The 24,506-nt window shown below is 38.0% G+C and carries 21 protein-coding genes; 8 read left to right on the top strand and 13 right to left on the bottom strand.

All coding sequences use genetic code 11. From position 1 onward, the window contains the following. Window positions 1–129: 129 nt before the first annotated feature. The gene (locus CWD91_RS15845) at window positions 130–1,179 is read right to left on the bottom strand and encodes a DUF6340 family protein (RefSeq protein ID WP_103441943.1); all 1,050 of its coding nucleotides are present in this window, start codon (window positions 1,177–1,179) and stop codon (window positions 130–132) included. A gap of 242 nt (window positions 1,180–1,421) precedes the next feature. Here CWD91_RS15845 and CWD91_RS15840 point away from each other — a divergent pair, with 242 nt between their 5' ends. Continuing rightward, window positions 1,422–3,593 (top strand): endonuclease MutS2, encoded by a 2,172-nt coding sequence (locus tag CWD91_RS15840; RefSeq protein ID WP_103441942.1) that lies wholly within the window; start codon window positions 1,422–1,424, stop codon window positions 3,591–3,593. A 29-nt stretch (window positions 3,594–3,622) separates the two neighbouring features. Further along, window positions 3,623–4,033: a thiol-disulfide oxidoreductase DCC family protein gene (locus CWD91_RS15835; protein ID WP_103441941.1), complete on the top strand. Its 411-nt coding sequence runs from the start codon at window positions 3,623–3,625 to the stop codon at window positions 4,031–4,033. 89 nt (window positions 4,034–4,122) lie between these two features. Here CWD91_RS15835 and CWD91_RS15830 read toward each other — a convergent pair whose 3' ends face one another. Beyond that, window positions 4,123–4,662 carry a CHRD domain-containing protein gene (locus CWD91_RS15830; protein ID WP_103441940.1) on the bottom strand — a complete coding sequence of 180 codons (540 nt, stop codon included), beginning with the start codon at window positions 4,660–4,662 and terminating at the stop codon, window positions 4,123–4,125. A gap of 277 nt (window positions 4,663–4,939) precedes the next feature. Here CWD91_RS15830 and fumC point away from each other — a divergent pair, with 277 nt between their 5' ends. After that, entirely contained in the window at window positions 4,940–6,337 is a 1,398-nt protein-coding gene (gene fumC, locus CWD91_RS15825) for a class II fumarate hydratase (protein ID WP_103441939.1), read from the top strand. 322 nt (window positions 6,338–6,659) lie between these two features. Here fumC and CWD91_RS15820 read toward each other — a convergent pair whose 3' ends face one another. Then, complete coding sequence (locus CWD91_RS15820) at window positions 6,660–7,547, bottom strand: hypothetical protein (protein WP_103441938.1); 888 nt, start codon at window positions 7,545–7,547, stop codon at window positions 6,660–6,662. A 173-nt stretch (window positions 7,548–7,720) separates the two neighbouring features. Here CWD91_RS15820 and CWD91_RS15815 point away from each other — a divergent pair, with 173 nt between their 5' ends. Then, complete coding sequence (locus tag CWD91_RS15815) at window positions 7,721–8,185, top strand: GNAT family N-acetyltransferase (RefSeq protein WP_103441937.1); 465 nt, start codon at window positions 7,721–7,723, stop codon at window positions 8,183–8,185. A 12-nt stretch (window positions 8,186–8,197) separates the two neighbouring features. Further along, window positions 8,198–8,998 (top strand): MBL fold metallo-hydrolase, encoded by an 801-nt coding sequence (locus tag CWD91_RS15810; RefSeq protein ID WP_103441936.1) that lies wholly within the window; start codon window positions 8,198–8,200, stop codon window positions 8,996–8,998. Between the two features lie 118 nt (window positions 8,999–9,116). Here the strand turns inward: CWD91_RS15810 and ettA are convergent, their stop codons facing one another. From ettA to CWD91_RS15795, 3 genes are all read right to left on the bottom strand, one after another. Further along, on the bottom strand, window positions 9,117–10,808 hold the full coding sequence (gene ettA, locus CWD91_RS15805) for an energy-dependent translational throttle protein EttA (RefSeq protein ID WP_103441935.1): 1,692 nt from the start codon (window positions 10,806–10,808) through the stop codon (window positions 9,117–9,119). A 114-nt stretch (window positions 10,809–10,922) separates the two neighbouring features. Then, on the bottom strand, window positions 10,923–11,105 hold the full coding sequence (locus tag CWD91_RS15800) for a CAL67264 family membrane protein (protein ID WP_031443882.1): 183 nt from the start codon (window positions 11,103–11,105) through the stop codon (window positions 10,923–10,925). Between the two features lie 454 nt (window positions 11,106–11,559). After that, window positions 11,560–12,543 (bottom strand): Gfo/Idh/MocA family protein, encoded by a 984-nt coding sequence (locus tag CWD91_RS15795; RefSeq protein ID WP_103441934.1) that lies wholly within the window; start codon window positions 12,541–12,543, stop codon window positions 11,560–11,562. A gap of 73 nt (window positions 12,544–12,616) precedes the next feature. Between CWD91_RS15795 and CWD91_RS15790 the strand changes: the two genes are divergently transcribed. Beyond that, window positions 12,617–14,245 carry an acyl-CoA carboxylase subunit beta gene (locus tag CWD91_RS15790; RefSeq protein ID WP_103441933.1) on the top strand — a complete coding sequence of 543 codons (1,629 nt, stop codon included), beginning with the start codon at window positions 12,617–12,619 and terminating at the stop codon, window positions 14,243–14,245. A gap of 182 nt (window positions 14,246–14,427) precedes the next feature. On the opposite strand, the gene CWD91_RS15785 is transcribed toward CWD91_RS15790, so the two are convergent. The 4 genes from CWD91_RS15785 to CWD91_RS15770 all read right to left on the bottom strand — a co-directional run bounded on the left by CWD91_RS15785 (window position 14,428) and on the right by CWD91_RS15770 (window position 19,312). After that, a complete protein-coding gene (locus CWD91_RS15785; protein WP_103441932.1) occupies window positions 14,428–16,173 on the bottom strand; it encodes a carboxypeptidase-like regulatory domain-containing protein in 1,746 nt (581 codons plus the stop codon). 77 nt (window positions 16,174–16,250) lie between these two features. After that, window positions 16,251–17,324: an AMP-binding protein gene (locus CWD91_RS15780; protein WP_103441992.1), complete on the bottom strand. Its 1,074-nt coding sequence runs from the start codon at window positions 17,322–17,324 to the stop codon at window positions 16,251–16,253. After that, the gene (locus CWD91_RS15775) at window positions 17,308–18,267 is read right to left on the bottom strand and encodes a CPBP family intramembrane glutamic endopeptidase (protein ID WP_103441931.1); all 960 of its coding nucleotides are present in this window, start codon (window positions 18,265–18,267) and stop codon (window positions 17,308–17,310) included. The genes CWD91_RS15780 and CWD91_RS15775 overlap by 17 nt, the downstream gene beginning before the upstream one ends. Before the next feature lie 7 nt (window positions 18,268–18,274). Beyond that, window positions 18,275–19,312, bottom strand: a complete 1,038-nt coding sequence (locus CWD91_RS15770; protein ID WP_103441930.1) for an o-succinylbenzoate synthase — start codon at window positions 19,310–19,312, stop codon at window positions 18,275–18,277. Between the two features lie 48 nt (window positions 19,313–19,360). On the opposite strand from CWD91_RS15770, the gene CWD91_RS15765 reads away from it, so the two are divergent. Continuing rightward, complete coding sequence (locus CWD91_RS15765) at window positions 19,361–20,155, top strand: SDR family oxidoreductase (protein ID WP_103441991.1); 795 nt, start codon at window positions 19,361–19,363, stop codon at window positions 20,153–20,155. Here CWD91_RS15765 and CWD91_RS15760 read toward each other — a convergent pair whose 3' ends face one another. The 3 genes from CWD91_RS15760 to CWD91_RS15750 all read right to left on the bottom strand — a co-directional run bounded on the left by CWD91_RS15760 (window position 20,156) and on the right by CWD91_RS15750 (window position 24,152). Then, window positions 20,156–20,836, bottom strand: coding sequence for a metal-dependent hydrolase (locus tag CWD91_RS15760; RefSeq protein ID WP_103441929.1), 681 nt, complete (start codon window positions 20,834–20,836; stop codon window positions 20,156–20,158). A gap of 24 nt (window positions 20,837–20,860) precedes the next feature. Then, window positions 20,861–22,699, bottom strand: coding sequence for a sensor histidine kinase (locus CWD91_RS15755; protein WP_317045619.1), 1,839 nt, complete (start codon window positions 22,697–22,699; stop codon window positions 20,861–20,863). Window positions 22,700–23,384: 685 nt separating this feature from the next. Next, window positions 23,385–24,152, bottom strand: coding sequence for an XRE family transcriptional regulator (locus CWD91_RS15750; protein WP_103441927.1), 768 nt, complete (start codon window positions 24,150–24,152; stop codon window positions 23,385–23,387). 172 nt (window positions 24,153–24,324) lie between these two features. Between CWD91_RS15750 and CWD91_RS15745 the strand changes: the two genes are divergently transcribed. Continuing rightward, window positions 24,325–24,504 carry a hypothetical protein gene (locus CWD91_RS15745; protein WP_103441926.1) on the top strand — a complete coding sequence of 60 codons (180 nt, stop codon included), beginning with the start codon at window positions 24,325–24,327 and terminating at the stop codon, window positions 24,502–24,504. Window positions 24,505–24,506 lie beyond the last annotated feature (2 nt).

Here is a 24,506-nt window from a genome sequence, read left to right as displayed (position 1 = left end):
CACTTAATTCGATGGGACCATTTCAATAAGCCCAATATGCCAAAAGAGTCCAGTTTCCATTTTTATGGAAGCAGGACTCTTTTGTTGAAGTTTTTAAAAAATACAAATACCCTTTAAAGGCAAATCTGCTTATCGCGAAGCTTGCTGCTCAAGGACTTCATTTTGCGATAGCCTATATTTTAGAATATTTAAATATCTGAGGGCATCCTTATTGTCATAATCCGCATAGGATTTTGATGCCCAGTCCATTGCGGCGTTCAAGTCACCATTAATTTCATTTATTATCGCCATATTATAATGGGCTCTTCCCGCAATTTTAGCTTTGGAATTATCCAGCTCTTTTTCCCAAAGTTGGGCAGCACCCTGCCAATCCCCAGTTTGTGCCCTTCTTTTGCCCACCACAAAATTGTCCGTGCCACGAACAAAATAATCCCTGCTGATTCTGTGTTTGTATGGCGAAAGTCTAGATCCATAGGCGTACCCTATATTTTTACTAAATTCCTCAACAGCTTCATTCCTTCGGGCCACAGCTTCAATCGCTTTAACTGGATTAATTCCTTTTCCAGAGGAGACCAGATGATCTGTGTACATAAATTCATCTACAATTTCCCTAGACTGTGGGTTATAGATACGCCATCCATTTTTTATCAAGGTGTTCAAAGTTACTTCATGGGCCGGGACGGCCACTTTTATTCCCAAATTGTTGGGTAGTTGCATAACCGATGGTTTATAGGATACCTGTGTATCGGTATCATAATATGCCAGCGAAAAGATGGCATCTACACCGTTGGCTTCACAGATCTCTTCAATTGTATCCCACGATAGACTGGCCGGAAAAACATCCAATCCTTTTCTAATTCCTGTTTCGTTGTCTAAAATCAGAATTTCTTCAAAGTTACCTGATCTTACCAATTCATCGGACAATGAAGTAATGGCGGCCTCAGCTCCTTTTTTATCTAGATTGAGTCCCTCTGCCGACAATATTTGATCAATTTTATCAATTGACTTATTACCTTCAGAAGGTAAACTTCTATTGATAATACCAATTCTCTGAATATCTTTTGGAAGATGAACAATGGCCGGTTCTGTAGCTCCCATGGTTAAATTATTGGTGGCACTACAGGATATCAATAAAATGCCAAGACCAATATATCCGAAGATTAATTTAAGGTTTTTCATAGGTAGGACTTTTATGGTTTTTATTTAAAACTATTGTAATAGTATAGCTATAAAACATATACTGTGCCAAAATTATTGTCCTAAAGACCAACATTCATCTCCTTTTTAGCTATTTTAAATAGCTCATTCGACTAAAAAAGGTTGATTCCTGCTATAAATACATGCTTTTACTGTCTTTCCGTATTGCTCCTATTCCTTACCTTTGAAGGTTATAAAATGTTACGGAAAGGAAATTGCAATAGATGAATAATATAGGTTCAAAAACGCTTCAAGATTTAGAATTTAACACCGTACTCCTACAATTGGCTGGGCGTTGTACCACAGAACTAGGGAAGGAACAGGTAGTAAGCTTGGAACCCATAGCGTCCAAAACAGAACTTTTGAAAGTTTTGGGACAAACCTCAGAGTATCTGGCATCCTACTCCAATGACAATAGGATACCCAACCATAATTTTGATGCCATAAACTCTGAATTAAAGCTCCTTAAAATTGAGAATACAACCTTGGAAGTTGGAGGTTTTAAGAAAATTGGTACCCTTTGTACAACAGTTGCAACACACATAAAATTTTTTATAAAATTCAAGGAATACTATCCCTTACTTTTTGAGGTTACAGAATCCATTACCCTGAACACAGAGATTCCTCGGCATATAGACGGGGTTTTGGATAAGTTTGGGGAAATAAGGGACAATGCCTCCAATAACCTCCAAAACATACGCTCCCAAATGGTGGGAATCAAGGGCAAAATAAATCAAAGTTTTGCCAGTGCCCTTAATACCTATCACGCTTCCGAACTGTTGGACGAAATTAGGGAGTCTGTGGTAGATAATAGACGAGTACTTGCCGTAAAGAGCATGTATAGGAAAAAGGTGAAGGGCGCCGTAATGGGGACCTCCAAAACAGGCAGTATTGTATACATTGAGCCTGAAGCCACTCTTAGGTACAGTAGGGAACTAAGTAACCTGGAATTCGAGGAACGTGAAGAGATACAAAAAATATTGAACGATCTAACGAAGCGTATAAGACCGTTTGCACCCGATCTTTACTCATATCAGGGTTTTCTTGTACATATGGACATAACCGCTTCGAAGGCAAAATATGCTTTGGAAATGGATGCCCTATTGCCCGAAATAAGTGATAACCGAGAGCTTTACCTTAGGGATGCCTACCATCCTTTGCTGTATTTGAGCAATAAATACAAAAATGAGAAAACGTATCCACAAACCATTGGCCTGCATTCGGAAAATAGGATTATCGTCATATCCGGACCCAATGCAGGAGGTAAAAGTATTACCTTGAAAACCATAGGACTATTGCAGGTAATGCTTCAAAGTGGCTTATTGATCCCTGTTCACGAGCGTTCCAAGGTTTGTTTGTTCGACAATGTATTGACCGATATTGGTGACAACCAGTCCATTGAGAACCATCTTAGCACCTATAGTTACCGATTAAAGAACATGAATTATTTTTTACGTAAGTGCAACGATAAAACCCTTTTTCTAATAGATGAATTTGGTACGGGAAGTGACCCCGAATTGGGCGGTGCCCTGGCCGAGACTTTTTTGGAAGTTTTCTACGAACGCGGAGCTTATGGAGTTATTACTACCCATTATGCCAATCTAAAACTCTTGGCCAATGAATTACCACATGTAAGCAATGCCAATATGCTATTCGATGGAAAATCATTGGAACCCACCTATCAATTGGTCTTGGGACAGGCCGGTAGTTCCTTTACCTTTGAAGTGGCGCAGAAGAATGGTATTCCCTATAGCCTCATAAACAATGCTAAAAAGAAAATTGAGCGCGGTAAGGTACGTTTTGATGCCACCATTGCAAAGCTGCAAAAGGAACGCAGTAAAATGGAGAAAACGGGTTCCAGACTACAGGAGGAGGAATCCAAGGCTAGAACGGAAGCCCAAAAACTGGAGGACCTGAATTCCAAGATCAAATCTAAATTGGAAAATTATCAGGAGCTCTATGACCACAACCAGAGGATGATCTATTTGGGGAACAAGGTGAATACGGCAGCAGAAAAATATTTTCATGATAATAAGAAACGTATTTTGGTTTCAGAATTAATACGTATTGTGGAAACAGAAAACAGTAAGCGTAAAAAACAAACTGTAAAGGAAGTTAAGGTACAAAAGGCAAGAAAGGCCAAAGTTGAACAAGAGGTCATTAAAAAGGTGGAGGTAATCCGTGAAAAGAAAAAAGTAGAGAAGAAGAAGGCCGAAGTAAAGGAAAAAAACAAACCACGTCCCATATTTACAGTGGGGGATCGAGTTCGATTAATAGACGGAAAAGCTGTAGGCAGTATAGATAGTTTGGAAAAAAACAAGGCCATTGTCAATTATGGCATTTTTACCACCAATGTGGGAGTAGACCAACTGGAATTGGTAGAAAGAAAAAAATAAAAAAAAAAGGGGGTCGCAACTCCGCTAAAATGATTGAAAACAAAAAAATAATTCTTTTTGACGGGGTTTGTAACCTCTGTAACCGTTCCGTGCAATACGTAATTAAACACGATAGCCGTAACGATTTTAAGTTTGCTGCCCTTCAAAGTGAAGTAGGACAAAAATTAGCCAAGGAACGTGGAATTGACACTTCTGTGATCGATTCCATTATTCTAATTGAGCCGGGAGTAGCCTATTATACCAAATCTACCGCCGCACTAAAAATTGCCCAATCTTTTGGAGGTGCTTGGGGTTTGACAAGCGTTTTGGAATGGATTCCTGAAAAGATAAGGAATTGGCTATATGACTACGTTGCCAAAAACAGGTATCAATGGTATGGCAAAAAAGAGGCCTGCATGGTGCCTACACCTGAAATTATGGATAAGTTCCTAATAGATTGAGTTAGGTTAAAAGCTATTACTACAAGAGCAGGTCAATAATCCATTTATAACCTACTCTTTGTAGCATTAGACTTCAAAATTGAATTAACTTACAGTTGTCCTCTTATCTCCCCACCAGGAAACTGATTTGTGTGAACATTTACATACACATTCCCGGCCCGGATTGCATCGATCAAGTCGGACAAGGGATGTTCGAACATTGAGTTGATCAGATTATCTGCAGTAATTATTCCCTCTGCCAAAACACCGTTCTGTGGACCGGAGGGCTGATCCGGATTGGAATACAAAAATGCTACCACTCCCCCATTAGTCCCAGCAGGGGCTATGTGAAAATGGGATGCCCTCACATTTTCAATATTGGCAGCGGTAATTTTGTAATAAATGGACATTTCATCCTTACTGATCTTAATGCTTACATGCCCGGCAGCATTGGATATTACTTCCGGTACTTCATTCCTACCTTTTAAGGAAGTAGTAAAATTAAAAGTTTCCCCCATTTTTGATTTCACTGATAAGGGGTAGATCTGTTCTGTTGGTTCCATTACCGTGTCGGTGGAACAACCCCCAAACAATAATAGTAGGGCAAAAAACCCTAAAAAACCCATTGAAAAGTTAGTAATTTTTTTCATAATACCTTATAGATTTGAATAATGAATAAAAAAACACCTGGCAGGAAATTGCCATTTAAAGAACTTTATTAAATTACGAAATAATTACATCGGATTTAAGGTATTATAAAATTATAATATATTCAGAAATTGCCATAACCGAATTGGTAAAACAGATGATTTTAGAATTGTTATAAATCTATAAAATGCCCATTAAAATAATAAATCTAGCTTCTTAAATTTTATAACTCATTGATATAAACGTAAATTTGTAATTATCATAAACTCAATTTAAATTATGGAATACCGTATAGAAAAGGATACCATGGGCGAGGTTAAAGTGCCGTCCAACAAATACTGGGGAGCGCAGACCGAACGCTCAAGAAATAATTTCAAAATTGGTCCAGTGGCATCAATGCCATTGGATATAGTTTATGGATTTGCCTATTTAAAAAAAGCGGCAGCCTACGCCAACCATGAATTAGGTGTACTTTCCCTCGAAAAAAGAGATCGTATTGCCCAGGTTTGCGATGAAATTATAGATGGAAAACACGACGACCAATTTCCTTTGGTGATTTGGCAGACAGGTTCGGGAACTCAAAGTAATATGAACGTGAATGAGGTAATTGCCAATAGGGCCCATGAACTTGCGGGAAAGAAAATTGGTGAAGGTGAAAAAACCATACAACCCAATGACGATGTAAACAAATCCCAATCTTCAAATGACACCTTTCCTACTGGGATGCATATTGCCGCCTATAAAAAAATTATAGAGGTTACCATTCCAGGTGTAACACAACTAAGAAACACATTGGATAAAAAGGCAAAAGAATTTTCCAAGGTTGTAAAAATAGGACGTACCCATTTAATGGATGCCACTCCCCTCACCTTGGGACAGGAAATTTCTGGCTACGTTTCACAATTGGACCACGGGTTGAGAGCTTTGAATAACACCTTGGACCATTTAAGTGAGCTGGCACTTGGAGGTACTGCCGTTGGAACTGGTTTAAATGCCCCTAGCGGATACGATGTTCTTGTATCACAGTATATTTCCAGATTTACCAAATTACCTTTTAAAACAGCCGAGAACAAATTTGAGGCCTTGGCCGCACATGATGCCATTGTAGAAAGTCATGGAGCCTTAAAACAGTTGGCAGTAGCACTTAATAAAATAGCCAATGATATTAGAATGATGGCTTCAGGGCCAAGATCTGGAATCGGTGAAATTATTATTCCAGCGAACGAACCAGGTAGTTCCATTATGCCGGGAAAAGTAAATCCAACCCAATGTGAAGCCTTGACCATGGTCTGTGCACAAGTAATGGGGAACGACGTTGCCATATGTGTAGGTGGAACCCAAGGCCATTACGAACTAAATGTTTTTAAGCCCATGATGGCGGCTAATATTTTACAATCCGCACAATTAATCGGAGATGCCTGTGTTAGTTTTGATGAGAATTGTGCCGTTGGCATAGAACCCAATTACGATGTAATTAAGCAACTTCTAAATAACTCTTTAATGTTGGTAACCGCATTAAATACAAAAATTGGTTATTATAAAGCTGCGGAAATAGCGAATACCGCCCATAAAAATGGTACTACCTTAAAGGAGGAAGCCATTAATCTGGGTTACGTTACAGCAGAGGACTACGATGAATGGGTTAAACCAGAAGATATGGTAGGTACTCTAAATTAAGAATTGAAGTCAATAAGAAAACGAAGCGAAGCAAGCTGTCTGATATCAGAAATTTTTAGCCCTCTTTTTTAGCGGGATTAATTTTATTAATACGGGATTAGTTTAAATAATAAAGGGTATTAAATCCCAAGCCAATCCCTGGACACCTTTTAGGTCCCGATCCAAGGATCTGGGTAATTAAACAAGAAACCCAGCCGAGGAGGCGGGGTTAGTTCGACTATCGCTTTTCAATACGCCTGCGGCTTTTGAAATACAGGTCTCACGAATAAAAAAGGCCAATCCCGAGAGATTGGCCTTTTTAGTTAAATGGATAGTGTTACTATTATTTCAATTGAAACTTGGAAGTTCCCAATAATTTTAAACCATTGTCATAAACATTTACCATATAATTCCCTTTTTGGAATTCTCCAGCTGGCTTGTCAATGAAATCACATACATCCAAAGAACGGTTCTCATAGTAGAAATCGGTTCCTTTACTGTAAGTGACAGAAGCTCCTGAATCACTTGTTTTAGAGAAACTTTCTCCAAGTACATTTCCTTGTGGATCTAAAACTTCAATAAAGAATTGTCTGTCACCAGCTTGTGCAATTACGTTATCGGCAACCGTGAAACAAACTTTTAATTTGTCAGTAGCTTTAGCTCTAGAAGTAGATACCATTTTACCACTAGTTCTTTCTTTAACCGCATCTACAGAAAATTTGGATAAATTTAAAGCTGAACCTTTAGATACAACATCTGCCAACTGAGTGTTCTGTACTACCAATGAGTCGTTGAAAACTGTTTGTTTTTCCAATTCAACATAAGTACTGTCTCTTTGCATTGCCAAGAAAGTATTAGATCTGGTCAAAGAATCTACTTTTCTTATTAATTGCTCTCTTTCTTTGGTCAAAATACCAACTTGTTTTCTGTATCGATAAAGGCTTGCAATATCAGATTTCATAGTTTTAACAGAATCAATGTATTTTGCAATGTTATCTCTGGCAGAAACCAATTCTTCATTGGTAGCATTACTTTCCAAGATAGCTTTGTCGTATTCTGATTTTAAACTGGTCAAGTCTTCAACAACCAATTCTTTTTCTTTTGTAAGTAATGCAGTGTTCTTTTGTTTATCTTGATATAAACTTACTGTGTAAATGATTACACCAAGTAAAATCACACCTAATAAACCTGCTATAACTTTCAATCCATTATTACTTTTTGTTTCAGTCATAATTGTAATTATTAATTATTTAATTTTTTTTTAGTCTTAAAATTATTTGTTTGTAACACTCTATATACGATCAAGTTTGGATTTTAGATTTTTTTAGTTAAAAAAAAATAAATATTCTCCCAAAGATTCCAAAATTCTTACCTTAACTATAGGAATAAGGTGATTTCGCTATTATGGATTTAAAAATAGTCTCCTTTAAATCCAGCTATGCCAAAAGGTTTAAAGAACTTAATGTAGCATGGTTGGAAAAATATTTTTATGTTGAACCAAAAGATACCATTCTTTTGGAAAATTGTGAGGCCAACATAATAAATAAGGGTGGATATATATTTTTTGCCCAGTACAAGGAGGATTTAGTAGGTTGTTTTGCATTGCTAAAAATGGGAGCGAATGAATATGAATTGGGTAAAATGGCGGTAGATCCAAATTATCAGGGATTAAAAATTGGTCAGGCACTTCTAAATTTTGCAATTGATCTTGCGAAACAAAAGAGATGGAAGAAATTAGTATTGTATTCCAACACCAAGTTGGAAAATGCCCTATATATCTACAAGAAATATGGCTTTATGGAGGTTGAAATTGAAAAAAATCTACCCTACGCAAGGAGTGATATTAAAATGGAACTATTAATAATTTAAAATATTTTAATCATGCGGTATTCAAATTTTATTATAGGCTTGGTTTCCTTAACGTTTTTTTTGACACTAGGGTGCAAGGAAAAATCCAAGTCATCTCCTGTTAAAAATGATGTTGTTGAGCTTGTTGCTGAAAATACGGCTTCAGGTCTTAATATTACCCCAATTGAACACGCTACGGCAGTTTTGGATTGGGATGGGACAATCATATATATAGATCCCGTTGGAGGCAAGGATGCATTTTCCAATGTCAAGGAGGCGGACCTAATATTGATTACCGACATTCACGGAGATCACTTTAGCTTGGAAACACTACAGGGATTAAATACCTCAAAGGCCAAAATAATTGTGCCACAGGCTGTAGCCGATAAGATTCCGTCAGAATTTACGCCCCAACTGGATATTCTCAATAATGGGGACTCAAAGGAACGTTTTGAAATTAATATCGAAGCGATACCCATGTACAATCTAAGGGAAGAAGCGAAAGACTTTCATACCAAGGGAAGAGGTAATGGGTATGTCCTAAGTAAAAACAACCAACGCATTTATTTTTCAGGGGATACCGAGGATATTCCGGAAATGCGTGCACTACAAAATATAGACAAGGCCTTTGTTTGCATGAACCTTCCTTATACCATGACCGTTGAGAGTGCTGCGGATGCCGTAGTTGAATTTAAGCCCAAACAAGTATATCCCTATCATTATAGAGGCAAGCCCGATGTTGGAGACGTTGTTAAGTTTAAAAAGTTGGTAAATGGTAAAGACGCCAATATTGAAGTGGTACAATTGGATTGGTATCCTAAGGAAGATTATTAATCAATGTTGTGAAAAATCATATGGGTTAAAATTAAATCCGAAGCCTTTTAAATCATAAAACGCTGTTTCTACAATCGAGATGATTAAGAAACAGCGTTTTTTTGCTAAACCTTCTGAATTACCGTATCAACTTCTTATATTTTAGTCGCTTAGGAATTAAATCACCTCCCAAACGTTTCTTTTTATTTTCTTCATATTCGGAAAAAGATCCTTCAAAGAAATAGACTTGGGAATCCCCTTCAAATGATAAAATATGCGTACAAACCCTATCCAGGAACCACCTGTCATGGGAAATAACCACCGCACATCCGGCAAAATTTTCCAGACCTTCTTCCAAGGCTCTTAAGGTATTCACATCCAAATCGTTGGTTGGCTCATCTAAAAGTAATACGTTACCTTCCTCTTTTAAGGTCATGGCCAAATGCAAACGGTTACGCTCCCCACCTGAAAGCTTATCCACTTTTTTGTTCTGCTCACTACCAGAAAAATTGAATCTACTTAAATAGGCTCTTGAATTTACTTGTCTGCCACCCATCATGATCAATTCCTGCTCATCACTAAAATTCTGCCAAATAGATTTTTCAAGGTCGATATTGGAATGACTTTGATCTACATAGGCGATTTTTGCGGTGTCCCCTACAACAAATTCACCCTTATCAGGTTTTTCCTCACCCATTATCATACGGAAAATGGTAGTTTTACCAGCCCCGTTGGGACCAATTATACCGACTATTCCCGCTTGTGGCAATTTAAAATTTAAATTTTCATATAGTAACTTATCACCGTAGGCCTTACTTACTCCATTGGCCTCTATAACATTTGTCCCCAGGCGAGGTCCGTTAGGGATATATATCTCCAGTTTTTCATCCAATTGCTTTTGGTCCTGGCTCATTAATTTATCATAGTTCTGCAAACGGGCCTTTTGTTTGGTCTGTCTACCCTTTGCCCCTTGTCTAACCCAATCCAGCTCTCGCTCCAATATTTTTTGTCTTTTGGAGGCTGTTTTACTCTCCTGGGCCATACGCTTGGATTTCTGATCTAACCAGCTAGAGTAGTTCCCTTTCCACGGAATACCTTCGCCCCTATCCAATTCCAATATCCATCCGGCCACATTATCCAAGAAATACCTATCATGGGTAACGGCAATAACGGTTCCCTTATACTCTGCTAGATGATGCTCCAACCAATGAACAGATTCTGCATCCAAATGGTTCGTTGGCTCATCCAACAATAGAATTTCAGGTTCCTGCAACAATAATCGGCAAAGCGCAACACGTCTCCTTTCACCACCGGAAAGTATGCCAATTTTCTTATCGGAGTCCGGGGTACGCAAAGCGTCCATGGCAATTTCCAGTTTGGTGTCCAGCTCCCAGGCATTGGTGGCATCTATCTTATCCTGAAGTTCTGCTTGCTTGTCCATGAGTTTTTGCATTTTGTCTGCATCCTCATATATTTCGGGAAGCCCGAACATATCATTTATCTTATTGTACTCGTCCAAAATGGCAACGGTTTCGGCAACCCCTTCCTTGACCACTTCCAGCACTGTTTTATTTTCGTCCAATTGGGGTTCCTGCTCCAAATAACCAACCTTATACCCCGGAGAAAAAACTACATCTCCCTGGAAGTTTTTATCCACTCCGGCAATTATTTTTAGCAAGGTAGATTTACCTGAACCATTAAGACCTAAAATTCCGATCTTTGCTCCATAAAAGAAGCTTAAATAAATATTCTTTAATACCGGGGTATTGGCAGTTTTGTAAGTCTTGGTTACCCCGGACATGGAGAAAATTACTTTCTTATCGTCCGACATATTATATGTGTATTATTAATTTTGATTATTTAAAATTGAAGTGTGATATCAGCTACAAAGGAATTCCAGCCTTATATTCTATTCATAAGTTTAAAATTAACCTATAGGAATATTTTAAACCCTTCCTTTTAAGGCATTAAAAACCCATGCAATTGCGAAGAAACCTATTCCAACCGAGGCAAATCCCCATCCGGCTACATCATCGTATCTAAAAGCACCCAACGCAATAAGCGAAAGACCTACAATTATCATTATAAAGGTTGCCCAAGCAAGCACTGTATTCTTATTCATTCCCATGTTTTAATCGGTTTGGTTTGTAGTACCTCAAATATCGTAAATTTTACAAGAATTTATCACCTAACAAAAAACTTTATTCCTACCGATGACGGAATAACTAAAAGCCATAAGGTACAAGAGTTAAGCTCCTAGGTAAAAACTGGCATGCAATGATGACAGCAAGAGTGCCTTCCCCTGGATAAGGGAAGGTGGATCCTCTGCTAGCTGCGGAGGAGCTGGAAGGGATTGATGGACCTAGTTTATGGGCAGGGACAATAGACTGGGTATGGGTTTATGGCCAGGGATTTCAATTTCCCCTCCCGATCGTTACCAGGCCTTTCCCCCACTAAGAGCATGGCAATTCATTGCCCTCTGCGTTCCAAGAGGAGAGCCGTTAGCTATTATGCTCAAAAGGAGTTCTCAACCGATGTAGAAATTATTTCAACGTCATCCCGAAGTGCATTTTTTAAAAATGTTATTCCTCGAAAGGAAATACTATTCCATTTTGATTTCTCACTGTGTCCAATATGGTAATTAAATCCAAACTGTTTTGATGGCTCCAAAGATCACTTTCCAATTTACCTTTACTAATACAGGCATGTACCTCATTGATTTCATAATAATACCCCTTTCCAGTAGTTGGAAGCTTAATCTCTTCCAGTTCATTATTTCCCTCAAGCGTATATCCCTGAGCTACATGCCACCTGCCGGGAATGTATATGGTGGCTTTTTGCCCGGATATTTCTGCTTTCATTTCGGATCTACTGGTAAAGCCCGAATATAAAATGGCCTGGGCCTTCGGATATTTAAATATCATCGAAGTCTGGACTTCTGCACCATTCCCATGAAAATTGGAGGTGGATAAAATTTGATCTGGTTTTCCAAGAAGCAAATAGCTTAAAAAAATGGGATAAATTCCGATATCCAGTAAAGATCCTCCAGCGAGTTTCGGATTCAATACCCTTCCTTCAAAATCCCTATCCAAGGCATAAAAGGCAAAATCTGCATGTAAATAGGCCAATGAACCTATTTCACCTGTATCTACCATCTCCTTAACTTTTTTAATGGTAGGATTAAATCTGCTCCATAAGGCTTCCATTAAAAATACTTTGTTCTGTTGCGCAGCGACTATCATATTTTGGACTTCTACCCTATTCACACCCATGGGTTTTTCACATAACACGTGCTTTCCGTGATTCATGGCCATTATAGAAAGTTCGGAGTGCAAGGTGTGTGGTGTGGCAATATAGACCACATCCACCTCCTGGCATTCGAAAAGTTCTCTATAGCTCCCAAAAGCATTTGGCACTTGGTATTCCTTGGCAAATGCTTGAGCTTTATTCATATCCCTAGAGGCTACGGCATATATTTCGGCTTCATGAACCAGGGCCAGGTCCTTGACAAAATTATTTGCAATATTGCCCAAGCCAATAATTCCCCATCTCACTATTTGTCCCATTTTGAATATGATTTAATTAAAGTTAATAAATATAACTCCTTATCTTTATTGCGCAAAAGAAAGGCCGCGCAACATGGACATCAACTTCAACAAAAACGAAGACCACAATAAATTACTACTATCCGATTTAAAAAATAGACTTACCAAGGTAAAACTTGGTGGTGGAAAAAGCCGAATTGAAAAACAGCATGCCCAGGGCAAATTAAGTGCCCGTGAACGTATAGAGTATCTTTTGGACAAGGGAAGGGATGCTATAGAAATTGGCGCGTTTGTAGGTGATGGAATGTATGAAGCCCATGGTGGTTGTCCGTCCGGGGGCGTTGTTATAAAAATTGGCTATGTAAAGAGCAAACAGTGTATTGTTGTGGCCAATGATGCTACTGTTAAGGCCGGTGCCTGGTTTCCTATTACTGCAAAAAAGAATCTAAGGGCACAGGAAATTGCCATGGAAAACCGCTTGCCAATTATATACTTGGTAGATAGTGCAGGGGTATATCTTCCCATGCAGGACGAGATTTTTCCCGATAAGGAACACTTTGGAAGGATATTTAGGAACAATGCCATCATGAGCAGCATGGGGATTACCCAAATTTCCGCAGTTATGGGCAGTTGTGTTGCCGGTGGGGCCTATCTCCCCATCATGAGCGATGAGGCATTGATTGTGGACAAGACAGGAAGCATTTTTTTAGCCGGTAGCTATTTGGTAAAAGCCGCCATTGGGGAGCTAATCGACAATGAGACCTTAGGGGGAGCCACTACGCATTGTGAAATTAGCGGTGTTACCGATTATAAGGCGAATGACGATAAAGATGCCTTGGATACCATAAGGAACATTGTTGATAAAATAGGTGACTATGACAAGGCCGGGTATAATAGAATAACTCCAGTCAAACCTCAGGCAAAAGAAGAGGATATCTATGGCATTCTCCCAAAATCGAGAACGGAGCAATACGATATGTTGGAAATTATTAGGCGGTTGGTAGATAACTCCGAATTTGAACAGTATAAGGAAGGATATGGAAAAACAATACTAACAGGATATGCCCGTATAGACGGTTGGGCAGTGGGCATAGTAGCAAATCAGCGAAAGGTTGTAAAAACCAAAAATGGGGAAATGCAATTTGGTGGTGTCATCTATTCAGATTCGGCGGATAAAGCCACCAGATTTATTGCCAACTGCAACCAAAAGAAAATCCCACTGGTATTTTTACAGGACGTTACCGGGTTTATGGTGGGTAGTAAAAGTGAGCATGGCGGAATTATAAAGGACGGGGCAAAAATGGTCAATGCGGTCAGTAATTCCGTGGTACCCAAATTTACCGTTGTTATCGGTAATAGTTACGGGGCAGGTAATTATGCCATGTGCGGAAAGGCCTACGACCCAAGATTGATTGTTGCCTGGCCCAGTGCAGAATTAGCGGTAATGAGCGGCAATTCGGCCGCCAAAGTATTACTGCAGATAGAGACCGCTTCACTCAAGAAAAAGGGCGAAAAAATAACCGAAGCCCAGGAAACCGAACTTTTTAATAAAATAAAACAACGATATGATAACCAAATATCGCCCTATTATGCCGCCTCCCGTTTATGGACAGACGCAGTAATAGATCCTTTGGACACTCGGAAATATATATCTCTGGGTATAGAGGCTGCCAACCATGCTCCTATTGAAAAGCCTTTTAACTTGGGGGTAATACAGGTTTAGGATTGGTTCCAATTTACCAATTCATTAATGTGGAAATGTATCAATTTAATAATTTTGAAAATTAGCTAATGTCAAAATTTAACAATGTATCAATTTGTCTATTCGATAATTGTTGAATTTGTAAATGACCAATGCGTTGATGCAACAATAGCTGGATTTTTTGCCCTGCCCGCGAGCCAAGTTTATTCAATAAATAGTTTTGAATCCGTATTTATCCTACACAAATAAGAATCTTCGCTAATCCCAGCGAGTTTAAAAACCTTGACCGCCTTTCTTTGGGCCGAAGTACCATAATCAAAAAATGTAGTTACTTTCAGGTATGTTGGGTCTTGTGTACCGTTTCCGAAGTAAGAAATATTAACCACCCATTCCCCTTTTAAGTTGTCGTCCAAAAAGAATTGTTTGCTAGAGTATCCTTTTAAAATTGCTGCGGACAATTCGGTTTCCTTAGTTTCAACAGTATATTCCCAACCATCGTAATACTTTTCAGGATCTACAAATTGCAATTCAAATTCGGCCGCGTTATTGTTCCATTCAAATAATACTCTACTCTCAGGATTTGAAGTGCTTTCTTCCAAGGACCCACTTTCCAAAAAAAACTTCCCTGCGTTGAGTTTAATAATATTCATCCTTTCTGTAGTCATAAGCGCGTCCGTACCGTATTTGTAAAATGGAACAGAATCTAGGTCATCAACAGCAAGCTCATAACGGGAATAAATATGCAATGCCTTTTGGTAATTCCCTATTTCATCATAGGCATTGGCCAAATCCCTGTGCGATTGGGCATCCCTTGGTCTTAGCTTCAGAACTTTCAGATATTGCTGTAAGGCACTTTCCAATGACCCCAGTTTTTCATACCTATAGGCCAATGCCTTTAGTGCCATGGCATCATGGGCGAATTTACGTGTCATAGTATCCAGAAGTGCCAATGATTTTTTAGTGTCTCCCCAAGTGTCCTTGAAATATTGGGAAAGTTCAAGTAAATAATAGGGAGAGTTGTTAAACCTTGTTTTTTGATTTTCAAATATTTGATTGGCCTTTTCTTCCGAATCCGCCAAAGAATATTCTTCAATATACTCAGGAATTTCTGGAACATATACCTGTTTTATTGCAAACTGATCATAAATACTATCCCTTAATCCAGAATTATTATAGTGCCGTTCCACTCCAAGGTCATCTATACGGGTCTGCTCCTTGGTATTAATAATAATTACCCCTCCAGCACCTCTAGGACCATATCTGGCAAATGCTCCGTTTCTGGTAAGAACCGCAACACGTTCAATCTCATGAACTGAAATAAATGTCGGGGCCTGTTCATATACAAAACCATCAACATCAAAAATAGCAGGACCTTGTGTACTACCATATTGTGGCAAATAGGCACGTGGATCCAAGGGGTTGGTTACCCTGTCGATTACCATGTTGGGAACCCATACCAGTAAAGCATCCAAAAAATCCAAGCCTGCAGGCATTAAATTTTTACCGTCAATGACGCGTATCGAATATGAAGTCCGGTCCTTGTCCATAATTCCCCATGAAGACTTAATTAAGTTAGTGTTGGTTGGGTAATCTGCCAGTAGTTCTTTTTGGCTTTTACGTTTTCTTTTTTTTATTACAACTTCATCCAATTCAACCACATGTTCCGATAGTTTTAAATCCAAAACATTGTTCGTGTCATCAACAGCTACTTCAATAGTCTGCATTCCCAAATAGGTAAAAACCAATATATTTCCAGGATACACTTCGATGCTATATTTTCCTTTGGCATTCGTTTTTGTTCCGTCCGTAGTACCTTTGATGACCACATTGACATTGGGCAAAGCCTGGCCCATATAAGTGACCTTACCGCTAATGGTCATCTTAGTTTCCTGAGATCTCCCAATAAAGAAAACTCCAAAAAAAATGATTACGATTAAAACCCTGACCATTTGCTAATCTTTATAATTTGAAAGTAGTATTCAATTCTTGAATTTAGGGAATTATTTTAATATAAAACCTTGATTATCTATATCTTATATTTCGCCAATGTGTCGTTTCTATTTACCTTACCACTGCCTGTCTCCACAAACTGGGGTATGCTAAATATTTCTTTGGGGATTTCATATTTGGAAATTGAGTTAAGGGATTTGATATCCTTTAGTAATTGCTCCTTATTAATATTGCCTTCCAGCATTAAAACCATTTTATGGCCCAAGTTTGCATCAGGGATTCCAGCAACAAAATATCTTGAATTAATTAAAGACGACAACTTTACTTCCAATTGTTCAGGAATTAATTTTACGCCCCCTGAATTAATTACATTGTCATACCGGCCCAACCACTGGAACTCTGAAGAAGAAATTAGATCTACCACATCGTTGGTTGTTATGGTTCCATCCGAAACTTTAGGGGCATCAATCACTAAACAATCCCTTTCATCTTTGGTGAAAACAACATTTGGCAATGCTTTAAAGTTGTTGTTGACAGAACCATTGGCAAGCTCCTTTACGGCAATATGGGTAATGGTCTCGGTCATTCCATAGGTTTCAAAAACCTTAGTGCTCACCTTATTTATACTTAATTTAAGTTCTGGGGAAATGGGAGCACCCCCAATTATTAAAGAGCCTAATCGATTTAAATAGGGAATTGAATTTTGTGCCTGAATAGGTACCATAGCACAAAAATCGTAGGGTTTAAAAGTTAAATCCAACGGATGCGATGTAGGTTCTACAATGTCCATCTCCCAGCCTAGAACTATGGCCCGGACCATCATCATTTTACCTGCAATAAAATTGGCGGATAAACAATTTAGGGCCCTTGCTCCCGCCCTCAAATTAAAAAAAGTTTCCGTAGCCAAAGCAGAGTTGACCATATGTTCTTTTTTTAAAGAAATTATTTTTGGAATGCCAGTAGAGCCGGAAGTTTTAACTTGAACGGAGTCCGAATCATCCAGCCAATCCATAAGAAAATTGCCAATAGCCTTTTCATATTCCTGCCCCTCCTTTACGAGGCTATAGGCCAATTCCTGTAAAGCTCCAAAATCGTAATGGATTCCATTGAATTTGAATTTAGGATGGATATGTTTATATATTGGACCCACCTTCTTCAACTAGTTGTACCGTTTCAATATTTTGCACATCACCGGCAAGACGCTCTTTCCAATTGGTCCAGCCGTATTTTTTGGAAAATACATATATTAGAATTGGATAGATTACCAAAACCGGGACAAATACATCCCAGCCCAACTTAGGTTCCGATATATCCCGATATAGGGATTCCGTTTGGAAGGCAGTCCAATCTGCGGTAACCAAAAGGGCCGTCAACAAGTTATTGGCAGCGTGAAAGCCTATGGCCAATTCCAACCCCTCATCCATTAGCGTTAAAATCCCAAGAAAAAATCCAGTGCCAATATAATAGACCATTATACCATACCCCAGTTTTTCTACCTCAGGATTAAAAAGATGCAACAATCCAAAAATCATTGAGGTGATTACCAATGGCACCCATCTTTTACCCGACATTAACCCTATACCCTGCATGAGATATCCACGCATGAAATACTCTTCAAAACTAGTTTGTAGCGGAATCAAAAACACCGAAATAAGGCACAAAATAATAAAGGGTTTTGCATTAAAATTGAAGACATAATCTTCGGGAGACATAAATATGTCCAATCCCGTAATTAAAATGGTAATAAATCCCCAAAGACCGAAAGCAAAAAAAACTCTTGTCCAATCAATCCTATTTCTGCTGGTGGTAAGGGAAACTATAGTTTGCCGATGTACAAATTTAACGGTAAGAAAGGTTGCCAATAGACCAAAAACAAAAGAAATCAACATTAAGAAGAGAAATAGGTTACTTCCTACCATTTTAGACATCCCGGTAACATCCGTAGGAAAGGTTTCACCTCCAAGAGACTTCACTATTATAACCCCAAGCAATGGAATTGAACCCAAAAGTTGCCATCCAATAAAGATGACCACAATTCCTACCAAATACCGCCAAGATTCGTGATTTCCTTTATATCCTTGTTCAATATACATATATGCTCTATATTAAATTAGTTTTCCAAACCTTGTTATTTGCGTATTTTAAAGTACCATTTTCCACGGTTAACGGACTGTCAAAATTATTGTTGTACAAACCTCCAGTACCCAGTCCCTGAGGTAAGTTGTTATCTAGGGTGTAGGTCCATTGGGCAATGGCGCTAAGACCAATATTGCTTTCCAAGGCACTGGTAACCCACCATTTTATATCAAGACCTTCTGCTATTTCGATCCATTCCAGGCTTCCCCTGAATCCACCGATTAAACTTGGCTTTAGGATTATATATTCTGGTTTTATAGTTTGTAGCAATTTCTCCTTCTCCGTTACAAGGGTTACTCCAATAAGCTCCTCATCCAAAGCAATTGGAATGGGAGAATTTGAGCACAATTTCTTCATTTCATTGGGGTTCCCCGCTTTAATGGGCTGTTCTATAGAGTGCAGATTAAATTGAGAAAGGCGTTTAAGTTTATGCATTGCTACCGAGGGAAGAAAAGCGCCATTGGCATCGACCCTGAGTTCAATTTCCTTTTCGCTGTATTTATTTCGAATGGAATTTAAAAGCGCTATTTCCCTTTCAAAATCGATGGCTCCAATTTTTAATTTTATGCATTTGAAACCTTCATCCAACTTTTGCTGGATCTGTTGATGCATAAAATGTTCATCTCCCATCCAAATTAGTCCATTGATTTCTATGGGTCGACTGTTTTGTGTAAATCCTGAAGGATATAATATAAAGGAGTCATCGGAATTTAAGGATAAAAAGGCCTGCTCAATCCCAAATTGAATACTTGGATAATCGATCAAAGCTTCCCATAGTCCATCTTTACCCAAACTGATATTAGCGCAAGTCCAATTTAGTCTTTCCTCATAGTCAGGGACATCATCAATACTTAATCCCCTTAATATACCGCATTCCCCAATTCCGAATTTCTTATCCTTTTCCAAAATAATAAAGAAGGTTTCCTTATGGGTCATTATACCCCTGGAAGTGCCGCTGGGACGTTTAAATTCTAAAATGTATTTTTTGTAGGTCGCTTTCATGAAATATAAAATCAAATTTAACTATCTTTTTTTCTTAAAATGAAAATAATGACAACAAAAGTCAACAAAATAGCTTGGATAACGGGGGCTTCATCCGGTATTGGTGAATCGCTGACCTATGAACTTAATCGAAGGGGCTATAAACTGGTTATTTCTTCCAGAAAATTAAAAGACCTACAACAAGTAAAGGATCGTTGCCCAAATAATGATTATATCTCAATGCTCCCATTAGATCTGTTGGATATGGGTAAAATGTCGGAAAAAGTAAAGGAAGCTATGGCTTTCCATGGACCAATTGACATATTGATCAATAATGCCGGCATAAGCCAACGTTCTTTGATTTTGGAAACGGATGTTGAAGTATATAAAAAATTAATGGATGTAAATTATATGGGTACCATAGCCCTTACCAAAGCAATCCTTCCCTATTTTGTGTCTCGAAAAAATGGACAATTTGCCACAGTAACCAGTCTAATGGGGAAGTTTGGCTCGCCTTATCGCTCGGGATATTGCGGGGCCAAACACGCTCTACATGGTTTTTTCGATGTTCTGCGCATGGAACATGAAAAGGATAACATAAAGGTTACCCTCGTCTGTCCAGGTTTTGTAAATACCAATGTAGCCATAAATGCCCTTACCGCAGATGGCACTCCCCAGGTTGATAATGACACAGCCACTAAAAATGGATTATCACCGCAGGTTTTTGCCAAAAAAATGGTCAAAGCCATTGAAAGAGAAAAATTCGAAGTTTACATTGGTCGAAAAGAAGTGATGGGCATTTATTTAAAAAGATTCTTTCCCAATCTGCTCCACAAAGTAGTGTTACGCAATAAAGTAAGATAGCTAAACTGTTAGGGACTCCCCTATTTCCAATAAAATTAATTCCTTGCCATGTTTGGAAAATTTTTGAATTGCTTCCGCATGATCGATCACTATATACCCAAAAGTATCATAATGGTAGCCCAATATTTTAGGGCACTCAACAAAATCCGAGGCTTTTATGGCATCGTCCACTCCCATCGTAAAATTGTCTCCAATGGGCAATACGGCCAGATCTAATTTAATGGATAATGGTATAAGCTTCATATCCATCGTCAATGCCGTGTCTCCCGCAATATATACCTGTTTATCTTCGGAAGATAAAATAAACCCTCCTGGTTGACCCCCATAGGATCCATCAGGAAAGGAAGAGGTATGAATGGCATTTACATATTTTAAGGTGCCGAATTCGAACTTCCAACTCCCACCATGGTTCATGGGATGGGATTTTAACCCTTTATTTTCAAAATAGGTGGCAATTTCATAATTGCTCACTACCGTAGAATTATTCATTTTCCCAATTTCCTCTACATCCAAAATATGGTCTTGATGGGCATGGGTAACCAAGATATAATCTGGTTTTAGGTTTTTAATATCAATTTTCCCGGAAGCTTTTTCATTCGCGGAAATAAATGGATCTACCAATATCCTCTTGCCCGCGGTTGCAATTAGCAAGGATGCATGGCCTAGAAAAGTAATTTTCATAAGATGAACTGTTTTTATTCAAATTTATTTAAAATTGAACCAAAAACGAACCCCTTCCGATGTTTTATCGATATTTAAAGTAGATTGTAGCTGATTTACAAGACGATTCATTAACCTGATTCCCATAGAGGAATTTGCCCTGTCGTCTGTATCTTCGGGTAGTCCTATTCCATTATCGGTATATTCAAAATACCCTTCATGACTCCCATTTTTTCTTAAATGGATATAAATTTTTCCGTTTTCATCATCATCAGGGAAGGCATACTTAAATGAATTGGAAACCAATTCGTTTAAAATAAGTCCAAAGGGAATGGCCCTATCAATATCCAATTCCACACCTTCGGCATCTATGGCAATATTAATATTATGCCCTCCTTTTTTATATACCGACTGCACACTGTTGATAAGACTTTCTATATACCCTTGCATTTCTATAACCGAGAGGTCATCGTTCTGATATAATTTTTGATGGATCAATGCCATGGCCTTTACCCTACTCTTTCCTTCTTCCAAAGCTTCTATTGCCGCTTTACTGCGGGTATTTTTTGTTTGCAAACTAAGTAAGCTGGATACCATCTGAAGGTTATTTTTTACCCTATGGTGTATTTCTTTCAAAAGAGAATCCTTTTCCACTAGGGAGGCCTCAATTATCCGTTTTTGTTCGGCAATCAATCGCTGGTTCTTAATACTTTTTAGATAGGCAAAAACCAAGCCTGCAAATCCCAAAAGTGTAAAGATCAAGGAAATAAAAACTATGTTGATTCTTTCTTCTTTGGCCTGTAAGTCGCTACGGGACTGCTCCAAGTCCTTCTTCTGCTGCTCCATCATTTTTTTGGAGTACTCTATTTCCTGTCCTGCCACGGCAGCCAACTGCTGTTTTTTCATAGAGGATTCATTCCTATTTAACGAATCCCTAATTCTTACATTTCTCTTTAAATATTCAACTGAATTTTTAAAATCCCCTATTCGGTCATAGTATGATGCCAATAATCGGTTCCTCCTAAGAATATTATCGATTTTTACGGGATCTAATGCACTCAAAAGATACTCCTTGGCTTTTTCGTAATCTTCTTTTTGTAGATAGCAATCTGCCAATTCCAAGGAATTTTCCACCATTTCTGATGAGAATTTGCCTTTGTTGAACTCGTTGATCAGGGTAATGGAATTTTCCAAATACGGAATTGCAATATCGTATTCCTTCAATAGGGCATGACACTTACCTATATTTCCCTCAATGATGCCCTTTAATAAATTTCCATTACTTACTTCCTGTTCAGTTTTTTCCCTGCTTATATCATTTAGATATACATCAATAAATCCTTTGGCTTTCTTGTAATACGTTAAGGCCGTAGGTATGGACATATCCAAAAGAAGATAGTTCCCTACGTTGCTTTGATATTGGGCCTGACCATAATAGTCATCTTCCCGTATCGTTTTTAACTTATCCTTGATATAGTCATCCATGGCCTTTCTGTGAAGCCCAAGGTTGGAATAGATATCATAAAAAATAACCTTATCAGTAAGGCCTAAATTCTTTTTCTCATTTCTTATTTCAAATTGGCGATCATAAAGACCCAATTTTGCATAGTTGTTGTCTATTAAATCCAATAGGATCCTTTTGGATTCCAGATCCAAATTTTCAATTTTCTTATATAATTGGTTCGCAATGGCCACACTTTTACTAAAGTCCCCAATATCATAGTAAAGCTGGGATTGCATAAGCTCATATTTTTTTGTGCTTATGGTATCCTTCGCTTTTTGTGCATTGTTGTGATATACATTTACAGTCGCCTGCCAGTCATATGCCGAATTATCGGAATAGCGATTTGTGGTGCCAAAGAAATAATCGAATCTCTCCTGCACTCCCTGTTTGTTTTGAAACTCTTGAAAATGATCGGGCCTATCAACTGAATCTTGGGCCGGTAAATACCAAAAACACAATGAACAAATCAATAATGAAACAAATATTTTTTTAAATGACTTCGGCATTGTTCAATGGTTGTCTAAAATTCTCTAATTAGTCCTTGGTTTTTTTATAATTATTTATTGCCTTTGGGATTCTGTTGCATAATACTACAAACGTAAAATAGAGGTTTATGTTGTACCTCGAATAATCACAATATCCGTCTTCATCACTGCCCTTATTTCAACACTACACAATTATAAGGTTAAATGGGCAAGTTAACCATTATTTCATCCTTCCAGTTTTTTTACCGCACAATGTGGGATTAAAATAAAAAAGGCGATACAATAAAATTGCACAGCCTTTTTATATATGTAATGATAAGATTTGGGACTCTTTATCAAATCAAAAATATGTTGTTGCAATGGGAATTTTGGAATTTTGTTGTGTAATACCTATATCTTGTGGTGAAATCAATAAATTATTAAAAATCGTGTATTTCATCGGAATTATCATGCATTTTACCGAACATAGGAAAGATACGTAAAGCCTTACATTTCCAAGATCTAAATCCTATTTAGCTCTAAATGCAATATCAGTTGGAATTTTAAGCAATTCCATACCAAATCGATTCATCGATAATATTTAATCATTGACTTTTTTTAATTGATTCTTCAACTCTTCCATAGATTCTTGAAGTTGCCTTAGCAACCCTTTTTCGGAAGTGGCATCCACTCCGAAGGTTATTTTACTGCTCACTTGCCAAAGCTCCTGAATATCCTCTGTATTAACGGAATAAGGAGGATAATTTTCATTAATAGAAATTAATGAAATCACAGCTGGGTTTGGAGATTTTTCAATTTTTTTAACCAAAACTGCATCTTGTAGGACCACTACATAAATCTTATTGGGACTAATTTCCTGTAATCCCTCTACCGCCTTGGCCAATACCCACTCCCCTGGCTTTAAATTGGGCAACATACTGTCACCTTCTATCTGAAAACCGCGATAAGTTGCATTTCTAAACTCTGGCAAAGGAATATCAAATGCCGGAAGCTGTCTGTACCAACTGGTATCCTGAATATTCTGTGGATAACCGGCAGCTGCTTTTGCGTTAACCAATACCATATTCTCGTTATCGGACGAATTTACGGTCACTACCTTTGGTATGACACTGATATTTGTAACCGACAAATACTTTTGACTACTTTCTCCAAATAACCAAAGTGGATTGATCTTAAATTGTTTTAGCAGTTCCGCCACAACTTTTCCAGACAATTTTGTACGCCCCCTTTCAATATCCGCAGTGGTATTTGAGATGCCAAGAAGGTTGGCAAAATCGGATTGGGTATATCCCAACTCCCTACGTAAATCCGTAAAACGCTTTGTTACAATTTCCATATCCTCGTTCATATTCCTGGTTTTAAATTGATTAAGTTGCCATGTACATATCCAAATGTATCCAACAATTAACTTCCAATAGCCTCAAATATACGTAATTTGGAATATATCCAAAAAATTTATTGGATTAATTCCATAATTAGGAAATAATCCATATATTTGGAATAATTACAAAAACAACAAAATGACTTTGGAAGATATACATCAAAAATTAAACAGACTAGCCCATTCAGGGATGGAGGATAATCACTATTCCAGTAATCTCCTAAATAGGGTGCATAGTCCTATCAGAAGTCATTCCATAAAAAAGGAAAGAAGGCGTTTATCAAAGGAATTAAGTGTTCAACTAAGTTTATTCGATTAATT

Origin of the sequence: Arenibacter hampyeongensis, assembly GCF_002909255.1 — a bacterium.
Classification (GTDB): Bacteria; Bacteroidota; Bacteroidia; order Flavobacteriales; family Flavobacteriaceae; genus Arenibacter; species Arenibacter hampyeongensis.
Note: the sequence above shows the minus strand (reverse complement) of the source record. Positions and strands in the feature narration are given on the sequence as shown.